Raw genomic sequence first — 22,869 nt, forward strand, 5'->3', positions numbered from 1 at the left:
CTCTCGTTTTGCTATAAAGTGTAATCTTTTATAAACAAGCTTATTTTCTCTTCTGCATTTTTCAAATGAATCATAGACAGAACTTTGGCTAACTCAGGCTCTTCTGCTTCGATTGCAAGCAAAATATCTCGATGTTCTTTGTAGACAGCTTCTCTTTTAAGTTTTAACTCTGTATTTGGGCGAAGAGTAATTTGTAATGTTTTTTCATAAAGGGAAGCTAGGTTATTTTGTGTTTGAATCATAATAGGATTTTGTGTAGCTAAAGTAATAGAGTTATGAAAATCTATATCTTCCTTTCTAGCAGTTGTAGTATTCTCGATTGATTTTTTCTCCCATTCGTCTAATATTCTTTTCATGTTTTCAAGTTGTTTTGGCGTGCGACGGAGGGCAGCTAAGTAAGCAACTTCAGGCTCTAGCACTTTTCTCATTTCAAAGAGATATTTAATATTGTCAATATCATCAGTTTCGATATGAATTCTTTGAAGCAATGTTGAATTGGCAGAATCTTCTACGTAACTTCCCCCACCTTGACGTGAATAAATGACACCTGCAGCACGAAGCATGCTTAGCGCTTCTCGAATTGGAACTCTGCTTACTCCAAATTGTTCAGTTAGTTCCATTTCGGTTGGCAGCTTTGAACCTGGAGGAAACTCTCCATTTTCAATCATAGTTAATAATTTACGAGCAATTATCTGCGAAACTTTTTCTTTTTGAGACACGATACCATCCTCCATAAAATTTTAATTTGTATGATGAATTTTAAATTTTAAATTTACAAAACGTTCATTTATGTATAAAATGATAAACAAACTTACTAGGTTTTGCAATAGTTGTAATACAAATTTTCAAATTGCGACAATTTAAGCATTGCTTTCAATGTTTTTGAACTGAAATGAAAGCACTTACAAATCTGAATATTTTAAAGTTCGTGGCTTACTCCACTTTATATATATTGAAGTTCATCATTTCAATACTTACACGCTTTTATACATTAGGAGGAATGGGTATGAACAATGCAGTTTCATTAGAAAAGCAAACAACTCGAAAAGTCACTAGACGACTCGTACCATTTTTAATTATTCTCTATATTGTTGCGTTCCTTGATAGGGCAAATTTAGGTTATGCTGCTTTAGAAATGAATCAAGCATTAGGACTAACGAGTCAGATGTTTGGAATTGCTTCTGGTATCTTCTTTATAAGTTATTTTTTGTGTGAAGTGCCGAGTAATATCATGTTAGAGAAGTTCGGAGCAAAAAAATGGATTGCACGAATTCTTATAACTTGGGGGATTGTAGTTGTTTTAACTGGATTCGTTCAAAATGCTACACATTTGTATATTTTACGTTTTGTACTCGGTGCATTAGAAGCGGGATTCTTTCCGGGAGTTATTTTGTATTTAACTTATTGGTTTAGAGCAAAAGAGAGAGCAAAAACAATTGCTATGTTTATGACAGCTATTGCTATTTCGTACATTATTGGGGCTCCACTTTCTACATGGATTATGGATAACATCCAATGGATGGGGCTTGATGGATGGCGTTGGATGTTCGTTCTTGAAGGTGTACCGGCTGTTATTTTAGGGATTGTGACGTTATTTTATTTAACGAATAGACCAGACCAAGCGAAATGGCTTTCAAGCGAGGAGAAACAATGGTTAATAGCTGAATTGGAGAAGGAGAGAGTAGAAAAAGCAAAGGTAGATGCTGACAAAAAACTAGTTGGACACAAACAAACCTTAACTAATCCACGAGTATGGTATCTAGCAATAATTTACTTTATGTTTAACATTGGTATATATGGTGTAGGCTTTTGGCTACCTCAAATTATTAAATCTCTTTCGGAAGTCCTAACTAATGTGCAAATTGGATTGCTTACAATGATTCCTTATATCGCAGGAGCCATTGTAATGAATATCTGGTCTCGTCGTTCTGACCGTTCAGGAGAGAGACGTATTCATGCGGCTATTCCGTTGATTGTGGGCTCATTAGGACTGTTTGCATCTGGAATGACCTCAAATCCGTTTCTTTCAATTGCATTTATGGTTATAGCTGTATCAGGCATGTACAGTTTCTATGGGCCTTTTTGGTCTTTGGCAACTCAATTTTTAAGTACTTCAGCTGCTGCTGTAGGAATTGCTGTTATTAATTCAATTGGAAATTTAAGTGGATTCGTTGGACCTTATGGTATTGGGATGATTCAAGATGCCACAGGAAATGTAAGTGTTGCATTGTTCTTCTTAAGTGGATCTTTGCTAGTAGCTAGCGCTCTGTTGTTTGCAATGCGAAAAAGCCAATTAAAAGTTTCACAAGATAATTCACATATCTCAACAAATCAATAATCTTTTCGTTTGATTCAAGTTCAATAGATTTGAAGAATGAGTTTTACTAAACTCAAAATGATTACTTATGGGGAGTTGTTAACAATGTCTTTAATGCCATACACATATTTTATGCCCACGCGAGTAGAATGTGGCAACGGAATTTCAAATAAAACAGGAGAAATGATTAGTGAATTAGGGATTAAGAGAGTACTGATCGTTACAGATAAAGGTATACGTTCAGCTAATCTTTTAGAAGGGATTGAGAAGTCACTTCAGGCTGTTCATTTGGAATATGAAATATATGATGAGATAGAGCCAAATCCATCAGATGATACGATTCATAAAGGAACAAACTGTCTTAAACAGCATAAAAGCGAGGCTGTATTAGCTGTCGGTGGTGGTAGTAGCATCGATACAGCGAAGGGGATAGCCGCAATGGCTACTAACCCTGGTCATATCTTTGATTATGAAGGGGTGGGAAAAATCACCATACCGCCTCTACCTATCATAGCCATTCCCACTACAGCAGGAACAGGAAGCGAAGTAACAGCCTCGACCGTTGTTACGAATAAAGATACATTATTTAAATTGGCAGTGATTAGTCCGAAATTATTTCCAATTTTAGCTATATTAGACCCTGCTCTTACGTTGCATCTCCCACAAGGGATTACAGCAGCAACAGGGATGGATGCGCTAACACACGCGATAGAATCATATACATCTAAATCTGCTAGTCCTGTTAGTCAAGGATTTGCTATACAGGCTATAAAAATGATTGGTGAAAATTTAACTAAGACTTATTTTGTTGGAACAGATATAGAAAGCAGGGAGAAAATGCTTGTTGGCTCAATGATAGCAGGGGTGGCATTTTCTCAATCACTTTTGGGAAATGTCCATGCCATATCTCATACGTTTGGTGGAGTTTTTAATATTCCTCATGGTATTGCAAATGCTGCATTATTGCCGTTCGTAATGAAATATAATTTACCAGCGTGTGCAGAACAGTATAAAGATATCGCAATTGCTTTAGGAGTAGATGTTAGCGGATTATCTACTCGATTGGCAGCAGAAAAAGCAATTGAAATTGTTATCCAAATGAATCAGTCGATGAATATCCCTCTTAATATAAAAGATTTGGGTGTTTCACTTGATTATTTACCAAAATTAGTAACCGATTCGATGAGAAGTGGTAATGTATTAAGAAACCCTAGACTGACAAAGGCTGAAGATATTCACTTGATTATTGAAAAAGCATATTATGGTGCGTTAGATGAGATGTAATCTACAAAAGATTGCAAGTGTAATGACAAACTAGACGCCTAAAATTTAGATTTTATATCAGTGCTTGAAGATAATTTATTTAAGGGGGAATTTTTTTGTTAAAAGTCAATTCTTTAGTTGAATTAGAGAAATTAAAAATGTATGTCAATGGTGAATGGACAGCTGCATTAGATGGAAAAACATTTTCAATAACAAACCCATCAACTGGTCAAATTATTGCTCAAGCTCCAAAAGGGGGGCATCAAGAGACAAAGCTGGCGATTGAAGCTGCAGATCATGCTTTTAAATCCTGGTCCAAATTAACGGCAAACGAACGTGCTCACTATTTACTGAAGTTGTATGATCTTATGCATGAATATCAAGATCAATTAGCAGAAATTATCAGTTTGGAAATGGGAAAACCTTTTACGGAGGCAAAAGGAGAAGTAGCTTTTGCAGCTAGTTATTTACAATGGTTTGCTGAAGAAGGAAGAAGGATTTATGGAGAAACGATTCCTGCTTCTGCTGTTAACAAAAGGTTAATGGTTATCCGCCAGCCAATTGGTGTCGTTGCAGCAATTACTCCATGGAATTTCCCTTTAGCCATGATGACTAGAAAAGTAGGTCCTGCGATGGCAGCTGGGTGTACATCTGTTGTGAAACCAGCTGGACAATCTCCTATTAGTGCGATTGCGTTTGGAAAATTGGTAGAAATGGCAGGAGTGCCAAAAGGAGTTGTAAACATCGTAACAGGTGCTTCAGGCCCAATTTCTGATGAAATTTTTGAAAACCCAACAGTTAGAAAGATTTCATTTACAGGATCTACTGAGGTTGGGAAATTATTAGTGACCAAGTCTGCTGCACAATTGAAGCGGTTGTCATTGGAACTTGGTGGACATGCACCATTTATTGTTTTTGAAGATGCTGATTTAGAAGCTGCTGCTACAGGTGCGGTTGAAAGTAAATTTAGAAATACAGGGCAAACGTGCGTATGTGCAAATCGAATCTATGTCCAAAGCTCTGTTATAGATAAGTTTTCAGAACTTTTTGTAGAAAAAGTGAAAGCTCTTAAAGTTGGGAATAGTATTGATCCAAGTGTACAAGTTGGACCCTTGGTAAGTCCCGAAAGTTTAGAGAAAGTGGAAGAGCATGTAAATGATGCTGTTTCTAAAGGAGCTCGCCTTCTTTATGGCGGACAACGCCTTAAAGGTGAATTGTCTGAGGGGTTGTTTTATGAACCTACCATTTTGGGTGAAGTAAATTCAAACATGCTTATTACGAGTGAGGAAACATTTGGGCCAGTTGCTCCAATTATTCCATTCGAGACAGAAGAAGAAGTCGTTCGATATGCAAATTCGACAGAATATGGTTTAGCTGCGTATTTCTATACAGAAAATTTTAGTCGATCCGTCAGAGTTTCTGAAGCTCTAGAATTCGGGATTATTGGTATGAACGATGCAGTTCCTGCAGTTGCTCAAGCTCCATTTGGAGGAATTAAAGAGAGTGGAATGGGGCGTGAAGGCGGACATCAAGGGCTGGACGAATACTTAGAAGAAAAATATATTTCCATGGGTATTAAATAAAAAATGGTGTAATGACGAATAATAAAAAAACATTGTAACGATCAATATTCAAGATACTTCTGAGAAATTCTTATGAATGATAGTGAAAATGTTAGCAAAATAAATGAGGAAATTGCAATAGGAACTGAGCAGGCTGCTGCGCGTGTGAAGCAGACGGTGGTTTCAGCAGATCAATCGAGTAATGCGCTACAAACAGTTACAAAGAGTACGGATCAGTTGGCAGTAACCTCTAATAAATTAGAGGAAAGAAGTCAAACTCTTTAATGGATGATATCCGAAAGAGTTCTCCTGTTTTCGGATAATAAAGTTCTTTGATTGTAACCGTATTTAAGATCATAATGATCTTAAATACGGTTTTTTATTGTAAACATGGCAAAAAGAACGAGTAGGCAAACAGAAGAGAAAATTACACGATAAGTGTAGCTTTGAAATTTAGGATAAGAGGCGCAACTTAATTATCCTTATACACATACATGAAATATCAGTTCGTAGACTCTGCCAAAATTGTCTCACCTGTTCAAATTTTTTGGAAACAACTGTTCAGCTGGTTGCAATTGTTTATTTGCTTCATACTGTTCTCGGACCAGATGTTTTTAACAACGAGTGTTCCAGTTTTTCTCTCCCCGATAATATCGGCTCGTCCAATGAAACTCTCGCCATATAATAGAGGCAGTACAGCGTACAACAGCAACAATACGAGCTTCGTGTCATAGCTGACGGAGAACCTCTTTGAGTTGTGCTACATGATCTCTGCCTCATCGGGATCAAGAAAGCGCAACAAGGCATTTAAAAGAGCTCAGAACGGTTGATTTTGAGCATACCAGTTAAAAAAAGTATTGAGCTCGAAAAAAGAATAACTCGTCTACTTCGGAAAGCTGGACAATGAAATTATTGCCCGGGAAAGCGCAAAACATGACAACGTTCGGCTCTCGGCCGAAAATAAAAATTGTTTAGCACTTTTATTGTAGAAAAGTCATGAATCCTGTAAAATAACGTTAGATATTGAATGAGGAGCGTAGAGCATGTATAAAGGTCTTTTCTACTTGTTTTTTCTTGTTGTCATTTTGGTCGCATTTGTGTTTTCAAACTATAAGGATGTTTTCCTTGCAAACTTTTAAAATAGGTTAATGCATTAGTACATGTACACCTCTTAATTCATACATTGTTAATGTAAGAAAATTAAGGAGAGGGGAATGCTACATGTACCATCATCATCATTGCCAACCGAATGTTACACAGCCAATTGTTCATCCGACGAATCATTGCTGTACACACAGTGATTCAACAACAATTGTGCCGCATATCCATCCGCAACATGTGACAAATGTTCACCATCAAAATTTCAAACATGTTCACTACTTCCCGCATACGTTTTCTCAGGTGGACCCGGCAACACATCAACACTTTAACTGCGGTGGACCTTGCTGTAACAGATAAAGTGGAATGGGACTTTTATAAGTCCCTTTTTTTAAAAGCAGGTGAAAAAATGAAAATTATTGCTGTCACAGGGTACAAGCCATTTGAGCTTGGGATATTCAAACAAGACGAGCCTGCACTTCAATACATAAAAGCGGAGCTTCAAAAAAGGCTGACAGCTTTAATTGAAGATGGCCTCGAGTGGGTTCTCATATCAGGCCAGCTAGGGGCAGAAATCTGGACAGCTGAAGTGGTATTTGAGCTTCAAGAGGAGTATCCAGCGTTAAAACTTGCCGTCATTACGCCATTTTATGAACAGGAAGAGCGCTGGAATGAACAAAACAAAGAGTTGTATGAAGGAATTCTTGCACAGGCCGATTTTGTAGAAAGTGTCACGCATAGACCGTATGAAAGTCCGGCACAATTTAAACAAAAGAACCGTTTTTTTATTGAAAAAACAGATGGACTCCTCGCCCTTTATGATCCGGAGCATGATGGCTCGCCAAAGTACATGATCAAAGAAGCGGAAAACTATACCGATTACCCCATTATGTACATCACAATGGATGATTTGAGAGCGCAAGTTGAGGCGGAAGATCCGTTTTTTGACTAAAAGCAAGAGAAAATTTGACAACGTCACGTATTTCTGAAAAAATATACTATGAATTCACGATATGAGGTGAAAAAGATGCTTGCTGATAAAGTAAAGCTTTCTGCAAAAGAAATTTTAGAAAAAGAATTTAAAACAGGTGTCAGAGGATACAAACAAGAAGAAGTCGATAAATTTTTAGATATGGTCATTAAAGACTATGAGTCCTTCAACCAAGAAATCGAAAAGCTTCAACAAGAAAACCTCCATTTGTCTAAACAGCTTGAGGAAGCCGTTGAGCAAGGGAAAAGACAGCCTGCACAGTCTAATACAACAAACTCTGATATTTTAAAAAGACTATCTAACCTTGAGAAACATGTTTTCGGCAGCAAACTTTATGATTGAGCCTTACTGAAAAAAGCTTGTGCCTGATGTCATTGTCGTTTATAATAACGCTTGTTGATTAACGTTCGGGTAATCGCTGCAATGCTTTTAGACATTGCAGAGGAAAGTCCATGCTCGCACGGTGCTGAGATGCCCGTAGTGTTCGTGCCTGGCGAAAAAATAAGCCAGGGCAGCCTGGGAAAGGCTGACGGCAGGAAAAATGCCTACGTCCTTTTAGGATATGGCAAAGTATCCTTGAAAGTGCCACAGTGACGAAGTCTCACTAGAAATGGTGAGAGTGGAACGCGGTAAACCCCTCGAGCGAGAAACCCAAACTTGGTAGGGGAACTTTCTCAAAGGAACCAAACGGAGAGAAGGACAGAGAATTCTGTAGATAGATGATTACCACCTGAGTACGAGGCATTTGCCGTTTGCAGTACAATGGAACAAAACATGGCTTACAGAACGTTATATCCGTTATGATAAACATGATGAAAACAAAGCTCTCCTATTTCAACATATGGAGAGCTTTTATCTTGGAATACATAAAAGGACGAGAAAACAGGTGATAAATCAATGAAAACCTATACACTTATCGCAACGGCTCCAATGGGAATTGAAGCGATTGTTGCAAAAGAAGTAAGAGACCTTGGCTATGACTGCACAGTAGACAACGGAAAAGTGATTTTCGAAGGAGACGCTCTTGCGATTTGCCGTGCGAACCTTTGGCTGCGTACAGCAGACCGCATAAAGGTACAAGTTGCTGAATTTTCGGCAAAAACCTTCGATGAGCTGTTTGAACGCACAAAGGCGATTGACTGGGCCTCTTTTTTACCGAAAAACAGCACGTTCCCAGTCATCGGTAAATCTGTGAAATCACAGCTTGCCAGTGTGCCGGATTGCCAGCGTATCGTCAAAAAGGCAATTGCGCAAAAGCTCATATCCTCTTACAACATACAGTCTGAATGGCTTGAAGAAACAGGACCTGAGTATAAAATTGAGGTTGCCCTTTTAAAAGATAAAGCTGTGCTCACGCTTGATACATCTGGTGTAGGTCTTCATAAACGGGGGTACCGCATGGATCAAGGCGGAGCACCTATTAAAGAAACCCTTGCAGCTGCACTCGTGCTATTAACGAACTGGACACCTGACCGTCCGTTTGTTGATCCTTTCTGCGGATCAGGAACAATCGCCATTGAAGCGGCCATGATTGGGCAAAACATTGCCCCAGGATTTAACCGGGAATTTGCGTCTGAGTCATGGGAATGGATTGGTGAAGATGTATGGAACAAAGCGCGTCACGAAGTGGAAGAAAAAGCAAACTATGATCAGCCGCTCCACATTATTGCAAGAGATATCGACCACCGGATGATAGACATTGCAAAAATGAATGCAGAAGAAGCGGGACTAAGTGAATTGATTGAGTTTAAACAAATGCAAGTGAAAGACTTTCAAACAAAAGAAGATTACGGTGTGATTGTCGGAAATCCGCCTTACGGAGAACGACTCAGTGATAAACCAGCGGTTGAAAAAATGTATCAAGGAATGGGCGAAGCATTTAAAAGCCTAGACACATGGTCCATTTACATCTTAACGTCACATGAAAAGTTCGAAGAGTGCTTTGGTAGAAAAGCAACGAAAAAGAGAAAACTGTTTAATGGTTTTATTAAAACAGACTATTACCAATATTGGGGAAAACGCCCGCCTAGAAAACAGACAACTGAATCATAAAAAAATGTCACACCTACAGAAGGTGTGGCTTTTTTTATCCCAGAAAGGTATAAACCTTCACGGGACGGAATAAACTGAACTTGATTTTAAAAAAAGAGGTGTCTCCATGATACAATATGATCAATTTCAGTTAATCCAAAAAGCGCTCGCTTCGACTGCTCAACAAATTGAAGGGCAAGAAGGTGGACAATCTGCTCAGCTGACTGCAGCCATCGAAGATTTAGCGCTTGCTCAGGCTTACATAGAGCGTTCTGAGCACGCATTTTTAATGAAGGAAACTTATCAACATCGTTTGCGGTCATAAAAAAGATTGTCATTCCCCAGCATAAATGTTACTATAGAATGTCTGAATGATTCAAAAGTTGGGGGTTGAAGCAGGTGACAGCATCTCGTTTGCCTTTTTCATTATCAAAAGAACATAATTTTTACGAAGAACTGGGCAACTGGATTGGTGATGTGTTCTATGACATTTTGCCAGAAAAGGGCTTTGATCTTCGAGATGAACAAATATTCATGGCTTTTCAACTAGAAAGAGCCTTTAAAGAAAAAAGTGTGATGTTTGCCGAAGCTGGGGTAGGCACAGGCAAAACCATCGTTTATCTATTATTTGCGGTCACATATGCAAGGTATACAGGGAAACCTGCGATTATTGCATGTGCAGACGAAACGTTAATTGAACAGCTAGTGAAACAAGAGGGTGATATCTATAAAATTGCCAATCACCTTGATATTCAAATAGATGCGAGATTAAGTAAATCGCATGATCAATATTTATGCTTAAAGAAATTAGAGAAAACCATGCAGCGTGAAGATGATGAGAAGTGGCTCGATATTTATGAATCGCTTCCTTCATTTGTTCATGAATCACATGGCATGCAAAACTTTTATCCGTATGGTGATCGAAAAGAGTACCCAGAGCTATCCAATGATGAATGGTCACGCATTGGCTATGACTCGTTTCAGGACTGCTTGACGTGCGATATGCGTCATCGCTGTGGTCTGAATTTATCAAGAGATCATTACCGGAAAGCAACAGACCTCATCATCTGTTCTCATGATTTTTATATGGAGCATGTGTGGACGAAGGAATCACGCAAACGTGAGGGTCAGCTTCCGCTGCTTCCAGAACATAGCTCCGTTGTATTTGATGAAGGCCATCTTCTTGAATTTGCTGCACAAAAAGCACTGACATACCGCGTGAAGCAATCAATGCTCGAAACCTTTTTAGAGCGCCTGCTACAAAACGATATACGCGAAGAGTTTGCCGAGCTCGTTGAAGATGCACTTGCTACAAACGATGAGTTCTTTTATCTCTTAAAAACACATGCCAAAGAAATCAAGGGCTCACATCGACTTGAAATTGGACGTGTGGATGAGGTGAAGCGTTCAGCAAGTGAATTGTGTGATTTACTTGAAAAAATCGGAGAAGCACTCGTATTTGAATCAGAGATGTATACAATCGATCAATACGAATTGTCTGTTGTGGAAGAGTACATTGAACAAATGGCGTATTCTCTGTCGCTTTATCAAAAAAATGCGATTAGCTGGCTTGAAAAGCAGGAATTAGATACGACATTTGTTGTGATGCCAAAGACTGTCGCAGAGGTGCTTGGTGAAAAGGTATTCTCGCAAAAAAGACCATACATTTTCTCTTCTGCTACATTGTCTGAAAATCAATCCTTTGATTATTTAGCTGAAAGTCTTGGGATTAAAGATTACTTATCAATGAGTGTCGCTTCGCCGTATGATTACGATGAACAAATGAAGATTTATTTCCACGGGATTCAGCAGCTTCAAGAGCAAGAAGTAAAAGGACAGCAAGTGATCACTCAGCTGAAAGATAATGGAGGACGGTCTCTCATTTTGTTCCCTTCATTTGATGAACTTCATTTCTTTAGAAAGCAGCTTGAGGCATCGAATGAATCACTGCCTTTCGACGTGTACTTTGAGGGAGACGAGGAAATCAGTACAATTGTTCAAAAGTTCCAAGCAGATGAGACGTCTGTGTTATGCTCTGTTCACCTTTGGGAAGGATTAGATATTCCAGGTCAATCATTAACAAATGTGATCATCTGGGGACTTCCTTACCCGCCTCGTGATCCGGTATTTGAGGCGAAACGGAATGAAGCAAAGGATGCTCGTGCTGAAGTCGATCTTCCGTATATGCTGCTGCGCTTACGACAAGGAATTGGGAGACTGATTCGGACAAGCCAAGATGCAGGAACCATTCATATTTACTTTGACCGTAAGGAAGATACAGAGCTTCAAAGTAAAATTGAATCCGTTCTGCCAGTAAAGCCAATCATCACATCTTAAATAACATATGAACGAGAAAAGAGAGGAGGATACCATCTGCGTATCCTCCTTTTTGATTGACAAAAGAACATTCCTTGAAGTAGCCTTGAAACGTACATACATATTTTATCGATTGGGGGAACAAACGTATGAGTCTTGAAGCAAAAGAGAAAGCGTTTTATCAATTACTAGGAAAAATCGCCCACTATACGGAGGCGCTCCATTTACTTTATTGGGACTCTAGAACACAGGCGCCTAAAAAAAGCGCCGATTTCAGAGCTGAAACGATCGGTCAATTATCAAGTGATATTTTTAATATGAAGACTTCTGATGAAATGAGAGATCTTCTCCACGCATTAAATAAACACCGAGATGAGCTGTCAAAAGATACACAAAAGGCGCTCGAATTATCACAAAAAGAGTATGATGAAAACAGCAAAATTCCGAAAGAAGAATTTAAAGAATACTCGATTTTACAATCAAAAGCAGAGCATGTCTGGGTAGAAGCAAGGGAGAAATCAGACTTTTCACTCTTTGCACCATACTTAAAACAGCTCATTGATTTTAACAAGCGTTTTATTCAATATTGGGGCGTGAAACAAACGCCATATGATGTGCTGCTCAATAATTATGAACCAGATATGACGGTTGAACAGCTAGATCAAAAGTTTGGTGCACTTCGTGATGCCATTGTTCCTCTCGTGAAAAAAATCGAAGCCTCTCCTCATAAACCGGATACTTCATTTTTATCGAAAAGCTTTCCGATCGACAAACAAAAGGAACTGAGTCTTTTCTTCTTAAAAGAATTAGGGTATGACTTTGACGCAGGACGTCTGGATACAACAGTTCATCCGTTTGCTGTGACATTGAGCAGAGGGGACGTTCGTGTGACGACCCGTTATGATGAGCATGATTTTCGGATGGCGATCTTTGGCACGATTCATGAGTGTGGTCATGCCATCTATGAACAAAACATTGATGAGGCGCTGAGCGGAACGTTATTATGTGATGGCACATCAATGGGGATCCATGAATCACAGTCTCTTTTCTTTGAGAACTTTATTGGCAGACATGAAGACTTCTGGAAAACGTATTATCAAAAGCTTCAGGAAGCGTCTCCTGAGCAGTTTAAAGATGTCTCTTTAGAAGACTTTGTGCATGCAGTGAATGAATCGAAGCCAACTTATATTCGAATTGAAGCAGATGAGCTTACATATCCGCTTCACATTATCATCCGCTATGAAATTGAAAAAGCGATATTTAATGAAGAAGTGGCAGTCGAAGACCTGCCTGCACTGTGGAATGAAAAATATAAAGCATATCTTGGCATTACGCCTCCTAATGATGCACTCGGCATCTTGCAGGATGTTCACTGGTCTGATGGTAGCTTTGGATATTTCCCTTCATATGCCCTTGGTTATATGTATGCAGCGCAACTAAAGCACCAAATGATCAAAGATTTACCGAATTTTGATGAGCTGATTCAAAATGGGTCTTTTGCACCGATAAAAGAATGGCTCACAACACATGTTCACCAGCATGGAAAACGCAAAAAGCCTTCTGAAATCATTCAAGATGCGACTGGTGAGGAATTAAATGTACAATATTTAATCGATTATTTAACGGATAAATATACGAAACTGTATTTATCTTAAATAAAAGGCACCCTTTGCTTAGAAGGGTGCTTTTTTGATGCTTGAATATTCTAAAAACGAACGTTTTGATCTGATCTATTATTTAAGTTCGGTATTTTTCTAGAAAAGTGCTTTCCAAGCGTCTGAAATCTTGTTATAATTTGAACACTATAACACTCATATAATCGCGTGATGATGGCACGCAAGTTTCTACCGGACACCGATACCGTCCGACTATGAGTGAGCAAATGAAACAGCTCTTGTTTGAGCTGAAGATCCGTGGATCGTTTTCGCATTGCTTGCTCCTCATGGACAGCAATGCTTTTTTTATGCAAAAAAATGAAAATGTTTGCCAATATGCTAGGAGGAAGAATGATGGAATTGTTACGTCAAAAAATTGAGAACGAAGGAATCGTTCTGTCAAATCAAGTGTTAAAGGTAGATGCCTTTTTAAATCATCAAATTGATCCTGTGTTAATGCATGAGATCGGGCAAGAGTTTGCTAGATTATTCAAGCATGATGGCATTACAAAAATTATCACAATCGAATCTTCGGGCATTGCACCTGCTGTGATGGCAGGACTAGCTCTTCAAGTACCCGTTGTTTTTGCTAGAAAACGTCAATCACTAACACTAACAGAAAACCTATTAACAGCGAGTGTGTACTCTTTTACAAAAAAAGTAGAAAGCACGATCGCTGTCTCAAATACGCATCTCGGTGAAAAGGATTGTGTATTAATCATTGATGACTTTTTGGCGAACGGTGAAGCCGCTAAAGGACTTGCCGCAATCGCAAAGCAGGCGAAGGCAAAAGTAGCCGGATTTGGGATTGTCATTGAAAAGTCATTCCAGCCGGGAAGAGATGCACTTGTTCAAATGGGCTACCGCGTCGAATCCCTTGCACGGATTGAATCACTTGAGGAAGGGAAAGTCACGTTTGTACGAGAGGTACAATCATGAGTGCAGCTAAAAAAGCCAAAACGCTCTCGCTAGGGATTCAGCATGTGCTGGCGATGTATGCAGGGGCCGTTCTTGTGCCGCTCATTGTGGGAGATGCACTCGGCCTCACACCTGCACAGCTGACTTACTTAATCTCGGCAGATATTTTCATGTGCGGGGCTGCCACGCTCCTTCAAGTTTGGAAAAACCGTTTCTTTGGTATCGGTTTGCCTGTTGTATTAGGCTGTACATTTACTGCGGTTTCTCCTATGATTGCGATTGGCTCTAAATACGGGATTTCGTCTATCTATGGAAGTATTATCGCTTCGGGGTGTATCATCATTCTGCTTTCCTTTTTCTTTGGGAAGCTGGTGAAATTTTTCCCGCCTGTCGTGACAGGTTCTGTCGTCACCATTATTGGCATTACCCTTATTCCAGTAGCGATGAACAATATGGCAGGAGGAGAAGGAAGTGCTGATTATGGTTCTTTTGAAAATCTAGGCCTCGCTTTCCTTGTGCTGTTTATCATTGTGCTTCTCTATCGATTCACAAAAGGCTTTATGAAGGCGATCGCCATTTTAATCGGAATTCTCCTTGGGACAGCCGTTGCTGCATTTATGGGGAAAGTGGAAACAGCTGAGGTGGCGAACGCACAAGTTTTCCGTATGATTGAACCATTTTATTTTGGCATGCCTACCTTTGAATTTGCACCCATTATGACGATGACGTTAGTTGCCATTGTGTCACTAGTTGAATCAACAGGTGTTTATTTCGCACTAGGTGATTTAACAAACCGCTCATTAAAAGAGAAGGACTTAGCGAAAGGTTATCGCGCAGAAGGGATTGCTGTGTTATTAGGTGGTATCTTTAATGCTTTTCCTTACACAGCCTACTCGCAAAACGTTGGGTTGATCCAGTTGACAGGAGTCAAGAAAAATCAAGTCATCGTTGTGACAGGCGCATTGCTCATGTTATTTGGACTTTTTCCTAAAATTGCTGCTTTTACGACGATTATTCCAAAGTCAGTTCTTGGCGGCGCAATGGTTGCCATGTTTGGGATGGTCATTGCCTACGGTATTAAAATGCTCTCGCGTGTGGATTTTGCCAAACAGGAAAACCTACTGATTGTTGCTTGCTCAGTGGGGATTGGCTTAGGTGTCACCGTCGTGCCGCAAATGTTTGAGCATCTGCCAGAATCAATCAAATTATTAACAAGTAATGGCATCGTGGCCGGTAGCTTTACCGCTATTTTGCTTCATATTATTTATCACATGATTCCTTTTAAAAAAGAAACCGGGCAGGACCTGATGGAAGAGCCTAAGAAATCTGTTGTGTAAACACTGAAAGCCCGCATCTTTTGGATACGGGCTTGTTGTGATTAGCGCTATTAATGTTGTACCGGCTGCATTGTTTCGTTAATGACTGCAAATGTATAGCCCCTTGCTTTTAGCTGTGTAATCAGGCTATCTAAATAGTTTGTGGTAGAGGGTTGATCATGCATTAAAATAACTTTTGGTTCCCATGGTTTAGTTTTCTCAAACAATTGCAGTTGATTCAATACCTCTGGAACATATTGTGAGTTTTTATATCTCCAGTCAAGACTATCAATCGTCCAATCCCAGTAAATAAAGCCATTTTGGTTTAAACGTACTTTTTGATGATATGTTAAATTTGGAACACTGCCATAGGGTGTTCTCACAAGACGGGTGTAAACGCCTGTAACAGAAGCAAGAATGCGCTGAGCTTCTCTCATTTCATTTGCGGGAGACTCACTGTTCTGATAAAAGCGGTTTATATCATGCGTCATGCCATGAAGCCCTAATTGATGTCCTTCTTGATAAAGTCTTTTCACAGCTGCTTGGTGTGCTTGGATTTGCGGTCCAAGCATGAAGAATGTCGCCTTCACGTGATGTGCTTTTAATACATTTAACAGTTGATTTGATGTAGCAGTAGGACCATCATCAAATGTTAAAAAGACCGTTTTATTCGTTGTCTGTTGGTTTGGATTGGTCTTAAAATGTGTATCCAATGTTCTTGTAGAATGATCTTTTGCTTTCAGACTGATGCTTGTGTCTCGGAAGTCACTGCTGGCAACAATTTTTGCTTGCCCATTTGTCGCCTGCAAATGGGGTTTAGACATATCCCAGATAAAAAAGAGAAACAGTGTAAGAAGCACTAAACCAATTATCTTCGAGAGAAGTATCGTGTTGTAGGGTGTCTGTTTTTTGGACACCTTTTTCATTACAATCACTCCAGTCAATTAAATTTTGTGCCGAATCATGTAGTAGATTCTATCTTTTTTCACTGTTTTTCATGGTGTTCATATTGATTAAGTATACAGGAAAAAAACACCTTTTTATATATAATAATCAAATAAATTAGCATTTCATGGTTATTGCTTTGTATTGATCAGAAAAAAAGGTGATCCATTCATGTTTAAATGAAATCATTCTGAATAATGATCGAAACGTTGATATTTATACGCTAAGATAGCATCAGATTTAACCATTAATGCGAAGCGAAAGGGAGATTCCGTATGAAAGTGTTGTATAATGACGATTTCATTGAAAAAAAGGATGCTCATGTGGATATTGGAGATAGAGGCGATCAATCGCGAAATACATAGAGAAAAGCTCTTACCCCTACAAAATAAAGAAGAAACAAAAGAAATCAAAGTCAGTACAACTGAATCAGAGATTGGCTACTATGTAAAAGGTGAACGTGAAAAGTCATTTGCTTATTCCTTTCATACAGCTTGTGATTCAACAGGATTTATTTTTGGATCACTGGTCACAGGTGGCAATGTTCATGATACTCGTATGTTAAATTCACTCGTATAACAGGTGACAGAGAAAATCGGAAAACGAAATGTAGACACGGTAGATGCTGAATGTCCAGCGTACCCCTTTATAATTATGTGAAAACCCCACTTTTACTTGAAGTAAAGGTGGGGGTTGTCTACGGTCTGCACTTCTCTTTTAGAGGTGTTTTTTTGCATAAAAAAGCAGGTTCGCTTGGCTTGGAACGAACCTGTGAAGGAGGAAAACTACATCATGTTTTCACCTATATTATCCAATATTTATCAATTGTCGTCAAGACAAAAAGTTAGACGGAGGAAAATGTTTTGACTGAATTGTGACGGTTCGGCATGTATATCCTTTTTTCGATAGGGGATATTAACCGAAAAAAGAGGTGAAGCCGATGGCGTACATTCTTTCAGTTGGAACGAGTCACCCGAAGCATCACGTGGATCAGAAAACAGCTGCTGATTTTGCTAGGTCTCAATTTAAACGATCGTTTAAAGATATTGACCGGCTGCTGAGAGCTTTTCAAAATGGAGAAATTCAGAGCAGGCAGTTTGTGCAGCCCATTGAATGGTATCAGACGCACCACTCTTTTGAAGAGAAAAACAATATCTATTTGGAAAAGGCACTGGCTCATGCAAAGGAAGCGATCATACATTGTCTTCAAGAGAAGGAGTTTCTAAAAAAACCAGTCCCGGTTGAAGAGATCGATGCATTGTTTTTTATTTCAAGTACCGGCTTATCGACCCCAAGTCTTGACGCAAAGCTCATGAACGTCCTTCCTTTTTCTCCTTATACGAAACGAGTACCGATCTGGGGCCTAGGGTGTGGGGGCGGTGCGGCAGGGCTTTCGCGAGCTTATGAATACATAAGGGCATTTCCAGAAGCAAAGGTACTTGTCGTTGCTTGTGAGCTGTGCAGTTTAACTTTTCAGCCGCAAGATCAATCAAAAAGCAATTTAATCGGCACCTCCTTGTTTGGAGACGGGACGGCAGCGGTTCTTTTAGCTGGGGAAAAAGCTGCGCTTGAATATGCCCATTTAAAAACGGTCCCTAAAGTACTAAGCACGCAATCTGTCACAATGAAAGATTCTGAGGATGTGATGGGCTGGGAATTTACAAGTGACGGCTTTCGGGTTATTTTCTCCCGTGACATTCCGAGTTTGATTTCCGGCTGGTTAAAAGAGCAGGTGGATCAATTTTTAGAGGAGCAAGGATATTCAACTAATGACTTATCCGTATTTCTAGCCCATCCTGGAGGAAAAAAAGTGATTGATGCCTATGTTGAAAGTCTATCTTTACGAGAGGATCAGCTGTTTTCTTCAAAAGAAGTACTCAAACAACACGGAAATATGTCCTCTGCCACAGTTTTGTATGTCATCAAGCATTTCCTGGAACATCAATCAGCTGAAGCGGGGGAGATGGGACTTTGCGGGGCGCTTGGTCCGGGCTTTTCCTCTGAGCTGCTGCTTATGAAGTGGGAGGAGGTCTTGTCATGATCATTTGGCTTGTCATCGGTTTCTTCGTTTGTCAGCGGCTCATTGAAATGCTTGTGGCCAAAAGAAATGAAAAGAAAGTAAAAGCACTAGGTGCCATTGAATTTGGTGCTAGTCATTATCCCTATATGGTCGCTATGCATACGGCTTTTTTTCTCTCACTTATAGTTGAGATAGGGTTTTTACATAAGGGGCCGTCCCGTTATTTTCTTGTGCTGCTCCTTTTTCTCATGGCTACACAGGTCATTCGATACTGGGCATTATGCTCCCTTGGGACGTACTGGAATACGAAAATTTTAGTCGTACCAAACGCGATGATTGTAAAAAAAGGACCGTATCGCTGGTTGAAACATCCTAACTATGTAGTCGTGGCGATTGAGCTTTTACTGATCCCGCTATTGTTTGATGCGTATGTCACTGCCATTTTGTTTACATGTTTAAATGCATGGATGATGGCTGTACGAATTCAAACAGAGGAGAAAGCATTAAATCAGTATTTGCTAAATTAATATTGAAAATCATTATCAATTGTGCTACACTTTCATTAATGATAAGCATTCTCAATCATGAAGGATGGACGGTGATCACATGACAATGATTTTCTTACTCGGTACGGTGTGTGTGTACAGCCTATTAATTGGCTTCGTATTAAAAGGTGTCTCCAAAAAATCTGCTTCCTGATTCCAGTCAACTGCGACTGATCGGGCAGCAGATTTTTTTTATTTCCTCAGATCAGAAGAAAAATCTCTTTATTTTGTGTAAAATGGTATCACATACATAACTGACTTTTCTAAAAACAAAGGGGTTTATCGTCATGAAAGACTTGTCTATTCGAGATTCGCTCGTTCAAACTACAGGAGCTTTATATCAAAGCTTTCTCAAAAGGGATGATCATGAGCGCGCTGCCAAACTTGCATCGATTATCAAAAAGGAAGCAGAAGAAGAAGTATATATCGCATTTACCGGCCACTATTCTGCTGGAAAGTCATCACTTGTGAATCATCTGCTTCATGATCACATTTTGCCAACGAGTCCAATCCCAACAAGTGCAAACTTGGTCGTCGTGAGGAAAGGGGAAAGTGAAGTGCAGCTTCACACCTCTGATGGCCGTTTTGCAAAAATGAGCGGCTCCTATGATAAAGAAGCAGTACAGCGTTTCTGTAAGGATGGAGAACAGATTGAGATGGTGGAAATTAGCGGTGACTATAGAGGCCTTGAAGAAAAAGTGGCACTGATTGATACGCCAGGAATTGATTCCACGGATCATGCCCACTTTTTATCTGCTGCGTCTATTCTTCATCAAGCAGATGCTCTTTTTTATGTTGTTCACTACAACCATGTTCATTCTGAAGAAAACATTCGTTTCATTCGCTCCATCAAAGAAAAAGTGCCAAATCTCTATTTCATCGTGAATCAAGTGGACCGGCATGATGAGCATGAGACAGCATTTGAAGACTACAAAAATCAAGTGGTTGACATGCTCCTTAAAGAAGGCATTGAAGAAGATCATCTATACTTTACATCTGTAACCGATGAGACGCATCCAAGAAATGAAATGATTCGTTTAATCAAAAAACTGCAAGAATTACAGACGTTGCCGAAAGCCTCACTTCGGGCTTATACGGAGCAGAAAATTGAGCATGTCTTAAAAGAACACATTGACTCGTTAAAAGAAGAGCTGCAAGGTGAAGAGCTTGAGTCACAGCTCCAAGAAAAAAGAAAAGAAGTAAAGGATTTGGAAGCGAAAAATCACTTCATTGAAAATGGAGCCAAGCAGTTAGAAGAAGAAGTATCTACTGAAGTCGAGAGCATTTTGAAAAATGCCAACCTAACTCCATTTAAAATGAGAGAACTCGCAAGCGACTATATTGAATCAAAAGCACCTAGCTTTAAAGTGGGACTGCTTTTTGCTAAAAATAAAACTGAGCAGGAAAAAGAAAAACGGGCAACTGACTTCTTAACAGATGTCAAAGCGAGAATGAAGGCAGAAGTGGACTGGCATATTGCTGAGCTACTAAAAAAAGAAGTCAAGAAACATCAGCTTGGTGAAGAGTTATTAAATCAAGTGATGGCGTTTGAAACACCTGTACAAGAATCACTTCTTGAAAGTGTGATTCATCATGGAGCAACGTTCTCCAATGAATACGTACTGCAATATGCAAAAGATGCTGGCGAAGCCTTGAGAAGACAGGCTAAGCAGCAAGCGATGCCACTGATTGAACAAATGGTGGAGTCGCTCAAAGCCAAGCTTATGGAAGATCAAGCAGAGCAGCAAGAAAAATGGGTTCAGTCTGCAAAAGAGCTCCAAACACTCGAGCAATGCACCAGAAAAAATGAACAAATGAAGCGAGATATTCAGGATGTATGGGATATATGGCAAAATGGAACGGATGAACAGATCGAAGAAGATTGGTTTTATACGAAAAAGAGACAAATGCAGCATGATCTGCTAAAGCAGGAGCAAGCGACCATTCATCCTGCTGAGAGCGACCAAGAAAAACCGAACAAGCAGATTGATCAGCCTCAAATGCGTCAGTCACAGCATGTCACGACGGCACAGTCGATTGACCAGTTTGAGCAGCTTTCTCAGATTTTATTGCCATTAGATGCGCTCCAATCTCAAAGAAAGTCCTTTGAAAAACGAACAAAACGGCTGCAAGCGAAAGAATTCACACTCGCTTTATTTGGGGCGTTTAGTTCGGGGAAATCTTCCTTTGCAAATGCACTCGTCGGGAGAAAGGTGCTGCCATCCTCTCCCACGCCAACAACGGCAACCATTAACAAGCTAACGCGGCCGACGGAAGATCACCCGCATGAAAGTGTCAAAGTGGTGTTCAAAACAGAACAGGATATATTAGAGGAGCTCAATCAGATCCTAGGATTTCCGATCTCAGAAGAAAAAGGGGAGACGTTTACATCCAAGCTCAAACGAACGCTTAAAAAAAGACAGCTTGAACAAGATCACCGCGTCATTGTTGAACATTTTTTACAAGCACATACCCGTTTCGTTGATCACATTACTAAGCAAACGCCGCTTCATGTCACCCTTCAAGAACTGAGACCATATGTGGCGGAAGAAGCTGTTTCTTGTGTGGTGAAGGAAGTAACGGTTTATTTGAGTACACCTCTAACAGATAAAGGGCTGACTATTGTTGATACGCCAGGCGCTAGCAGTATGAATAAGCGTCATACAGAGATCGCCTTTCAATATATGAAGGACGCAGATGCGCTTCTTTATTTAACTTACTACCAGCACTCTTTTTCGAAGGCAGATCGGTCATTTTTACGTAAGCTTGGGCTTGTAAAAGATTCATTTAGCATGGATAAAATGTTCTTTATTATCAATGCAGCTGATCTCGCAAAGGATCAAGCAGAGCTTGACACCGTCTTTGACTATGTGAAAAATGAGCTCACAAAAGAAGGGATAAGAAACCCAAACCTTCATCATGTATCCAGTAAGGAAGAGATCGAAGGAAAGGGAGAGACAGCTTATAATCAATACGCAAAGCTTAGAAAGCAGCTCGACTATTTTATAGAGGAAGAATTAACGAAAGATGCGATCGAGCTGTTATATTTTGAAGCACGTACGTTATGTAGAACGGTCGACAAACTGCATGCGACGCTGCATCAGTCAGAAGATGAGAAGCAAGCGGAAAAGAAAAAGATAGACGCATCCTATGAAGCGATTCTTGATCAAATGAGTCAGATAAAACAATCTAAGCTAGTGACAGAAAGCGTGAAAAAGGACTTACATGAACAGCTCTATCATATTGTGCAGCGCCTCTCATTATTTGCGAATGATCTCTTTAAGACAGCCTTTTATCCTGGAATATCTCAAGGGAATTTCGGACAGCAATTGAAAAAAGCACTTGAGAAGGCACTAAAGGATTATGAATTTGAATTTGTACAGGAGTTAAAGGCGCTTGATATCCGAATGGAATCGTTTATTCATCAATACTTCCAAGAGGAGTGGGAGAAAGGATTGCAAGCGGCATGTGCAGAAGACCCTTACTTTTCTCTCTCACTGTCGCCGCCTGAAGAGAAAAATGCTGAGCTGAAACAAATTGAAATCGAAGCTGAACTAACGCCATTCGAACCGCTCTTAAAGAAACAAAAATCACCGAAAGTTTTCTTTGAACAGAATGGAAAGGCTGCGTTTATTGAAGCGATTCGAGACATTCTTCATCAGTTAACCACGAAATGGGCTGATAAAGAAAAAGAAGAATTACTGAGCAGGTACGACATGATGGTGAAGACGTTTACGGAAAGATATGAAACAGAAGCGCTCGAACAGCTAAGTGAACAAAAACAAACATTTATCACGAGCCTAACGACAGATGCCAAAGAGCAGGCCGTCATTGAACAAGTTTATGAACAAACAGACGAATGGAAGAACCAGTTGAAAACCATTTGATTCAT

19 protein-coding genes, 1 other RNA gene, 1 pseudogene and 1 riboswitch are annotated in these 22,869 nt (G+C 39.7%); of the genes and pseudogenes, 19 read left to right on the plus strand and 2 right to left on the minus strand.

Annotated features, from left to right (window positions below; genetic code table 11):
* Positions 1-11: 11 nt before the first annotated feature.
* On the minus strand, positions 12-719 hold the full coding sequence (locus MHH40_RS00455) for a FadR/GntR family transcriptional regulator (RefSeq protein ID WP_050943872.1): 708 nt from the start codon (positions 717-719) through the stop codon (positions 12-14).
* 287 nt (positions 720-1,006) lie between these two features.
* Between MHH40_RS00455 and MHH40_RS00460 the strand changes: the two genes are divergently transcribed.
* From MHH40_RS00460 to pbuX, 14 genes are all read left to right on the plus strand, one after another.
* On the plus strand, positions 1,007-2,338 hold the full coding sequence (locus MHH40_RS00460) for an MFS transporter (RefSeq protein WP_050943873.1): 1,332 nt from the start codon (positions 1,007-1,009) through the stop codon (positions 2,336-2,338).
* 84 nt (positions 2,339-2,422) lie between these two features.
* Positions 2,423-3,601 carry an iron-containing alcohol dehydrogenase gene (locus MHH40_RS00465; protein WP_050943874.1) on the plus strand — a complete coding sequence of 393 codons (1,179 nt, stop codon included), beginning with the start codon at positions 2,423-2,425 and terminating at the stop codon, positions 3,599-3,601.
* A 137-nt stretch (positions 3,602-3,738) separates the two neighbouring features.
* The gene (locus MHH40_RS00470) at positions 3,739-5,163 is read left to right on the plus strand and encodes an NAD-dependent succinate-semialdehyde dehydrogenase (protein WP_050943980.1); all 1,425 of its coding nucleotides are present in this window, start codon (positions 3,739-3,741) and stop codon (positions 5,161-5,163) included.
* Between the two features lie 72 nt (positions 5,164-5,235).
* Entirely contained in the window at positions 5,236-5,427 is a 192-nt protein-coding gene (locus MHH40_RS00475; RefSeq protein WP_050943875.1) for a hypothetical protein, read from the plus strand.
* Positions 5,428-6,363: 936 nt separating this feature from the next.
* Positions 6,364-6,600, plus strand: a complete 237-nt coding sequence (cotD, locus tag MHH40_RS00480; RefSeq protein ID WP_080984739.1) for a spore coat protein CotD — start codon at positions 6,364-6,366, stop codon at positions 6,598-6,600.
* Positions 6,601-6,649: 49 nt separating this feature from the next.
* Positions 6,650-7,192 (plus strand): DUF1273 domain-containing protein, encoded by a 543-nt coding sequence (locus MHH40_RS00485; protein WP_199800961.1) that lies wholly within the window; start codon positions 6,650-6,652, stop codon positions 7,190-7,192.
* A 75-nt stretch (positions 7,193-7,267) separates the two neighbouring features.
* Complete coding sequence (gene gpsB / locus MHH40_RS00490) at positions 7,268-7,573, plus strand: cell division regulator GpsB (protein ID WP_003215578.1); 306 nt, start codon at positions 7,268-7,270, stop codon at positions 7,571-7,573.
* Between the two features lie 61 nt (positions 7,574-7,634).
* An RNA gene (gene rnpB, locus MHH40_RS00495) (RNase P RNA component class B) lies at positions 7,635-8,018 on the plus strand.
* 110 nt (positions 8,019-8,128) lie between these two features.
* On the plus strand, positions 8,129-9,283 hold the full coding sequence (locus MHH40_RS00500; RefSeq protein WP_050943877.1) for a THUMP domain-containing class I SAM-dependent RNA methyltransferase: 1,155 nt from the start codon (positions 8,129-8,131) through the stop codon (positions 9,281-9,283).
* Positions 9,284-9,389: 106 nt separating this feature from the next.
* On the plus strand, positions 9,390-9,587 hold the full coding sequence (locus MHH40_RS00505) for a hypothetical protein (protein ID WP_050943878.1): 198 nt from the start codon (positions 9,390-9,392) through the stop codon (positions 9,585-9,587).
* 74 nt (positions 9,588-9,661) lie between these two features.
* Positions 9,662-11,599, plus strand: a complete 1,938-nt coding sequence (locus tag MHH40_RS00510) for an ATP-dependent DNA helicase (protein WP_050943879.1) — start codon at positions 9,662-9,664, stop codon at positions 11,597-11,599.
* Positions 11,600-11,727: 128 nt separating this feature from the next.
* The gene (locus tag MHH40_RS00515) at positions 11,728-13,233 is read left to right on the plus strand and encodes a carboxypeptidase M32 (protein WP_003216050.1); all 1,506 of its coding nucleotides are present in this window, start codon (positions 11,728-11,730) and stop codon (positions 13,231-13,233) included.
* A gap of 136 nt (positions 13,234-13,369) precedes the next feature.
* Positions 13,370-13,469: riboswitch (purine riboswitch) on the plus strand.
* 118 nt (positions 13,470-13,587) lie between these two features.
* Positions 13,588-14,172: a xanthine phosphoribosyltransferase gene (gene xpt, locus MHH40_RS00520; protein WP_003215672.1), complete on the plus strand. Its 585-nt coding sequence runs from the start codon at positions 13,588-13,590 to the stop codon at positions 14,170-14,172.
* Positions 14,169-15,488, plus strand: a complete 1,320-nt coding sequence (pbuX, locus tag MHH40_RS00525; RefSeq protein ID WP_003215893.1) for a xanthine permease PbuX — start codon at positions 14,169-14,171, stop codon at positions 15,486-15,488. The genes xpt and pbuX overlap by 4 nt, the downstream gene beginning before the upstream one ends.
* 50 nt (positions 15,489-15,538) lie before the next feature.
* Here the strand turns inward: pbuX and MHH40_RS00530 are convergent, their stop codons facing one another.
* The gene (locus tag MHH40_RS00530; protein WP_050943880.1) at positions 15,539-16,393 is read right to left on the minus strand and encodes a polysaccharide deacetylase family protein; all 855 of its coding nucleotides are present in this window, start codon (positions 16,391-16,393) and stop codon (positions 15,539-15,541) included.
* A 364-nt stretch (positions 16,394-16,757) separates the two neighbouring features.
* On the opposite strand from MHH40_RS00530, the pseudogene MHH40_RS00535 reads away from it, so the two are divergent.
* From MHH40_RS00535 to MHH40_RS00555, 5 genes and pseudogenes are all read left to right on the plus strand, one after another.
* Positions 16,758-16,988 (plus strand): annotated as a pseudogene (locus MHH40_RS00535) (IS5/IS1182 family transposase); the annotation flags it as partial.
* Positions 16,989-17,352: 364 nt separating this feature from the next.
* Positions 17,353-18,453 carry a type III polyketide synthase gene (locus MHH40_RS00540; RefSeq protein ID WP_253622483.1) on the plus strand — a complete coding sequence of 367 codons (1,101 nt, stop codon included), beginning with the start codon at positions 17,353-17,355 and terminating at the stop codon, positions 18,451-18,453.
* Positions 18,450-18,959: an isoprenylcysteine carboxyl methyltransferase family protein gene (locus tag MHH40_RS00545; protein WP_340900539.1), complete on the plus strand. Its 510-nt coding sequence runs from the start codon at positions 18,450-18,452 to the stop codon at positions 18,957-18,959. The genes MHH40_RS00540 and MHH40_RS00545 overlap by 4 nt, the downstream gene beginning before the upstream one ends.
* 85 nt (positions 18,960-19,044) lie before the next feature.
* Positions 19,045-19,131 carry a Fur-regulated basic protein FbpC gene (locus MHH40_RS00550; protein WP_223251174.1) on the plus strand — a complete coding sequence of 29 codons (87 nt, stop codon included), beginning with the start codon at positions 19,045-19,047 and terminating at the stop codon, positions 19,129-19,131.
* Between the two features lie 133 nt (positions 19,132-19,264).
* Positions 19,265-22,864 carry a dynamin family protein gene (locus MHH40_RS00555; RefSeq protein WP_340900541.1) on the plus strand — a complete coding sequence of 1,200 codons (3,600 nt, stop codon included), beginning with the start codon at positions 19,265-19,267 and terminating at the stop codon, positions 22,862-22,864.
* The last annotated feature ends 5 nt before the right edge of the window (positions 22,865-22,869 follow it).

The sequence above is a fragment of the Bacillus sp. FSL K6-2431 genome (assembly GCF_038005165.1).
Taxonomy (GTDB): domain Bacteria; phylum Bacillota; class Bacilli; order Bacillales; family Bacillaceae; genus Bacillus; species Bacillus pumilus.

Excerpts from the sequence above, each read along its gene's own strand:
- MHH40_RS00550 (WP_223251174.1), top strand. The coding sequence starts at position 19,045 with ATGATTTTCTTACTCGGTACGGTGTGTGTGTACAGCCTATTAATTGGC.
- cotD (WP_080984739.1), top strand. The coding sequence starts at position 6,364 with ATGTACCATCATCATCATTGCCAACCGAATGTTACACAGCCAATTGTT.
- MHH40_RS00470 (WP_050943980.1), top strand. The coding sequence starts at position 3,739 with ATGTATGTCAATGGTGAATGGACAGCTGCATTAGATGGAAAAACATTT.
- MHH40_RS00540 (WP_253622483.1), top strand. The coding sequence starts at position 17,353 with ATGGCGTACATTCTTTCAGTTGGAACGAGTCACCCGAAGCATCACGTG.
- MHH40_RS00545 (WP_340900539.1), top strand. The coding sequence starts at position 18,450 with ATGATCATTTGGCTTGTCATCGGTTTCTTCGTTTGTCAGCGGCTCATT.
- MHH40_RS00515 (WP_003216050.1), top strand. The coding sequence starts at position 11,728 with ATGAGTCTTGAAGCAAAAGAGAAAGCGTTTTATCAATTACTAGGAAAA.
- MHH40_RS00555 (WP_340900541.1), top strand. The coding sequence starts at position 19,265 with ATGAAAGACTTGTCTATTCGAGATTCGCTCGTTCAAACTACAGGAGCT.
- MHH40_RS00465 (WP_050943874.1), top strand. The coding sequence starts at position 2,423 with ATGTCTTTAATGCCATACACATATTTTATGCCCACGCGAGTAGAATGT.
- MHH40_RS00530 (WP_050943880.1), bottom strand. The coding sequence starts at position 16,393 with ATGAAAAAGGTGTCCAAAAAACAGACACCCTACAACACGATACTTCTC.
- MHH40_RS00460 (WP_050943873.1), top strand. The coding sequence starts at position 1,007 with ATGAACAATGCAGTTTCATTAGAAAAGCAAACAACTCGAAAAGTCACT.
- xpt (WP_003215672.1), top strand. The coding sequence starts at position 13,588 with ATGGAATTGTTACGTCAAAAAATTGAGAACGAAGGAATCGTTCTGTCA.
- gpsB (WP_003215578.1), top strand. The coding sequence starts at position 7,268 with ATGCTTGCTGATAAAGTAAAGCTTTCTGCAAAAGAAATTTTAGAAAAA.
- MHH40_RS00505 (WP_050943878.1), top strand. The coding sequence starts at position 9,390 with ATGATACAATATGATCAATTTCAGTTAATCCAAAAAGCGCTCGCTTCG.
- pbuX (WP_003215893.1), top strand. The coding sequence starts at position 14,169 with ATGAGTGCAGCTAAAAAAGCCAAAACGCTCTCGCTAGGGATTCAGCAT.
- MHH40_RS00485 (WP_199800961.1), top strand. The coding sequence starts at position 6,650 with ATGAAAATTATTGCTGTCACAGGGTACAAGCCATTTGAGCTTGGGATA.
- MHH40_RS00475 (WP_050943875.1), top strand. The coding sequence starts at position 5,236 with ATGAATGATAGTGAAAATGTTAGCAAAATAAATGAGGAAATTGCAATA.
- MHH40_RS00500 (WP_050943877.1), top strand. The coding sequence starts at position 8,129 with ATGAAAACCTATACACTTATCGCAACGGCTCCAATGGGAATTGAAGCG.